Origin of the sequence: Helicobacter didelphidarum (genome assembly GCF_003364195.1) — a bacterium.
GTDB lineage: Bacteria > Campylobacterota > Campylobacteria > Campylobacterales > Helicobacteraceae > Helicobacter_A > Helicobacter_A didelphidarum.
This window is the reverse complement of record NZ_NXLQ01000164.1, coordinates 1-820: the sequence shown is the minus strand read 5'-3', so window position 1 is coordinate 820 and position 820 is coordinate 1. Positions and strand designations below refer to the sequence as shown.

Sequence of the window (820 nt, the reverse complement as noted above, 5' to 3'; positions counted from 1 at the left end):
AGCCCCAAAAACCCATATCGTAAGGAATGAGATTGGTATTAGGGTGGATAATACAATCACCATGTAGAATTTCAGTCATATATAACATATTTACTCCTTATCCTTTATATAACAAGTATCGGCTTGATATATATTTCTTAATACACATTCACAATCTACCACTTCACAATCACAAGTAGGAGGTTCATTTGGATTCCATATCAAAACAACAAGTATGGCAATCAAAGTTATGATGCAAAATAGGATATATTTGATAAAAGATAGCAATGCTTTCAATCTATCCTCTCGTTTGAATACAGCCCATACGAGCATTATCATATAATACACGATAATCACACCATATATACATAGCACAAAAAATACTTCAAACATAGTAAATAATGTCGCATCTGATTCTGGGAAATTGCGTCCATGTGGGATACATTTATTATCTATATGGGGTGTTTTTATGTATTCGATGAGTATTGCTAGCAGTGTGATAGATGCAGGGATAAATATGGCTACTAATAATTCTATCAAGGTATTTTTTACTTTCTTTTTATAACTCATTCTACTACCTTAATATTGAGCTTAGCTTTATATTTTATAATATATTGCATTAGTATATTGATAGAAAGGGATTGTATGTTTTCTTTGTAGTTATCATATATCTCAAAGCCTAGCTTGATAGCTTCACTATCCTTTGGGTCATCACAAAAGCTTGTGATGCTAGGACAACCATCTTGTGCCACTCCAGCCCCTGAAAGTAATTCAATTTCACTAAATCCTACTGCTTTGCCAATATAGCCATAATGGATATTGCTCCATATATCATAGCCTA

General features: G+C 32.7%; 2 protein-coding genes. Both read right to left on the bottom strand.

What is annotated here, in order from left to right:
• Positions 1-90: 90 nt before the first annotated feature.
• A complete protein-coding gene (locus CQA53_RS11715) occupies positions 91-549 on the bottom strand; it encodes a hypothetical protein (protein ID WP_115544041.1) in 459 nt (152 codons plus the stop codon).
• A partial coding sequence (locus CQA53_RS11710; RefSeq protein ID WP_220272099.1) for a polymorphic toxin type 44 domain-containing protein occupies positions 546-820 on the bottom strand: 275 nt, incomplete at its 5' end. The genes CQA53_RS11715 and CQA53_RS11710, both read right to left, overlap by 4 nt.

Bases quoted from the DNA above. Each gene is read 5' to 3' on its own strand.
- CQA53_RS11715 (WP_115544041.1), bottom strand. From the start codon at position 549: ATGAGTTATAAAAAGAAAGTAAAAAATACCTTGATAGAATTATTAGTA.